The organism is Serratia sp. (in: enterobacteria) (genome assembly GCF_046715635.1).
GTDB lineage: Bacteria > Pseudomonadota > Gammaproteobacteria > Enterobacterales > Enterobacteriaceae > Chania.
This window is the reverse complement of sequence record NZ_JBKJYW010000157.1, coordinates 1-2,569: the sequence shown is the minus strand read 5'-3', so window position 1 is coordinate 2,569 and position 2,569 is coordinate 1. Positions and strand designations below refer to the sequence as shown.

At 53.1% G+C, this 2,569-nt stretch carries 4 protein-coding genes; 2 read left to right on the top strand and 2 right to left on the bottom strand.

Annotated features, from left to right (window positions below):
* Positions 1-47 precede the first annotated feature (47 nt).
* Positions 48-695 carry a 2,3-diphosphoglycerate-dependent phosphoglycerate mutase GpmB gene (gene gpmB / locus ACLQ7H_RS07920; RefSeq protein WP_411752192.1) on the top strand — a complete coding sequence of 216 codons (648 nt, stop codon included), beginning with the start codon at positions 48-50 and terminating at the stop codon, positions 693-695.
* Here gpmB and robA read toward each other — a convergent pair.
* Positions 692-1,561: an MDR efflux pump AcrAB transcriptional activator RobA gene (gene robA, locus ACLQ7H_RS07915; protein ID WP_411752191.1), complete on the bottom strand. Its 870-nt coding sequence runs from the start codon at positions 1,559-1,561 to the stop codon at positions 692-694. The genes gpmB and robA overlap by 4 nt on opposite strands.
* A gap of 341 nt (positions 1,562-1,902) precedes the next feature.
* Here robA and creA point away from each other — a divergent pair, with 341 nt between their 5' ends.
* Entirely contained in the window at positions 1,903-2,382 is a 480-nt protein-coding gene (gene creA, locus ACLQ7H_RS07910) for a protein CreA (RefSeq protein WP_411752190.1), read from the top strand.
* Positions 2,383-2,442: 60 nt separating this feature from the next.
* Here creA and ACLQ7H_RS07905 read toward each other — a convergent pair.
* Positions 2,443-2,569, bottom strand: a 127-nt coding sequence (locus tag ACLQ7H_RS07905) for a winged helix-turn-helix domain-containing protein (protein ID WP_411752193.1), incomplete at its 5' end; no start/stop codon positions are given.

Here is a 2,569-nt window from a genome sequence, read left to right as displayed (position 1 = left end):
GAGCCACAGATAAACTCAAGTTTCACGCAGTATAACGGAAAAGCATAATGTTACAGGTATACCTCGTTCGCCACGGCGAAACGGAATGGAACGCAGCACGCCGCATTCAGGGCCAGTCCGATAGCCCCTTAACCGCCACTGGCGTTCACCAGGCTCATCTGGTTGGCAAACGCGTTAGCCGCGAGGGCGTGACGCACGTGATTTCCAGCGATCTGGGCCGCACCCGTCAGACCGCGCAAATTATTGCGGACGCTTGCGGCTGCGACGTTATGGTTGATGCCCGGCTGCGTGAACTGCATATGGGCGTTCTGGAAGAACGTTTGATCGACAGCCTGACTCCGCAAGAAGAGCTGTGGCGTAAACAGATGGTCGATGGTACTGCTGACGGTCGTATCCCTCAAGGTGAATCTATGACGGAGTTGGCCACGCGGATGCATGCGGCGCTGACAGAGTGCCTGAAACTGCCACAAGGCAGCAAACCGTTGATTGTCAGCCACGGCATCGCGCTGGGGTGCCTGATCGGGACGGTGTTAGGGTTACCGGCCTATGCCGAGCGCCGTCTGCGTTTGCGCAACTGCTCGCTGTCACGCATCGACTATCAGCAAAGCCCCTGGTTGGCTCCGGGCTGGATTGTGGAAAGCGCGGGCGATATCTCGCATCTGGACATGCCCGCGTTGGATGAGCTACAGCGTTAACGGCGGATCGGGATCAGATAGTCGCAACGGATCTCGCTAGGTGGCTGAGGCGGACGCCGGTCACCTTGCGGATAGAAGCGCTCAATATCATGTCCTTTGCGGCGGGTCAGTTCCAATGCTGGCAGGCAGGTGCCATACAGTATCAGAATAAAGTCCTGCAGGCCGGATGCTGGCCCCTGATAGCTGAACATGGCATATTCACCGCCCTGCAGCGTGATCGGCTGGCCTTCTAGCACCTTGGTCGGAACGTGCTGCACTTCCAGAGCTGTGGTATACAGCACTTCCTGCTCGTCGTCTTTTTCCTGGCTTGGCCGCGAGTGGTGCAGACCGTACAACACCGGTGGCAGGGTTTCTATCTGCCCCAGGTACTGTTGCCAGAATTGGGTGCGCAGCTCTGAGCGGAAGTTGGAGATTTGCTCTAACGTACAGGAGTAACTCTGCGTCAGGCCGATCAGGTCCAGCTCTGGTAGCGTGATAAACTCTGGGTGAGGCAGCGTAAAGGCACCCAGACGTATTGGCGGGCACATGCCGAAGGCGTTCCAGTCTTCCGAACGGCGATACAGCGCCGGGGTTTGCGCAAACTGTTTTTTGAATGCGCGAGTGAAGGTCTGCTGTGAGTCGAAACGGTACTGCAAAGCAATATCCAGAATAGGCCGACTGGTGAGGCGCAATGCGACGGCGGCTTTGGACAATCTTCTTGCCCGAATATAAGCCCCGATGGCGTTCCCAGTGATATCCTTAAACATCCGTTGCAGATGCCATTTAGAGTAACCCGCTTTTGCCGCCACGTTATCCAGTGACAAAGGTTGGTCCAAATGGCTTTCCAGCCAGCTAAGCAGATCACGAATGATACCGGCTTGATCCATAGATCTTCCTCGTAGAGCTTCAGGTTCGGAACCTGAACTGTTTAATTTGTCATGCTGATACCTGATGCCCACTGACTTATTGATCAATCAGTTGCATTACATACGGCACTCTTGCGATATGCGTTGCGGGAAGGCGGGGAAACTTGTGTTAACAGGCATGAAGCGATGACGATGCCGCATAATAGCAACTTTTTCCCTCCACGACTCCCAAAGATTTTTTTCGCTCTCTGTGCTAAAAAGAGTTATCTGGGCCGGGGAATCCCCCCTTTTGTGACCTGAGACGTCGGTGATTTTATTAACAGCCCTGTTATTTAACACGCTGTTCTATTGGAGTTAAGTGAATGAAAAAAGGATGGATATTTTTGTTTGGCCTGGTTTGCGCAACGGTTAATAGCGCACAGGCGGAACAGGTAGGATCGGTCGATACGGTGTTCAAACTGTTTGGTCCAGATCATAAAATCTTGGTGGAAGCGTTCGACGATCCCGATGTGAAAAATGTAACTTGTTATATCAGCCGGGCTAAAACCGGTGGGATAAAAGGTGGGTTAGGGCTGGCAGAGGATACCTCGGATGCCGCCATTTCTTGTCAGCAGGTTGGGCCGATCGAGCTGAGCGACAAGATTAAAAAGGGTAAGACAGAGGGGACCGTGGTGTTCCAGAAGCGTACTTCTTTGGTGTTCAAAAAGCTGCAGGTAGTGCGTTTTTATGATGCGAATCGTAATGCGCTGATCTACCTGAGCTATTCCGATCGGGTGGTGGATGGTTCACCGAAAAATGCCCTGAGCGCAGTGCCAATCATCCCTTGGGGTGAGGCTAAATAAAATGCAAACAAAAAGGGCTCAGCAAGCTGAACCCTTTTTAACTTGTGACGTATGACCGGTTTATTCTTCCAGATCGCCGCAGAAGCGGTAACCTTCACCATGAATGGTGGCAATGATTTCCGGCGTGTCCGGCGTGGATTCGAAGTGTTTACGAATACGGCGGATGGTCACGTCTACGGTACGGTCA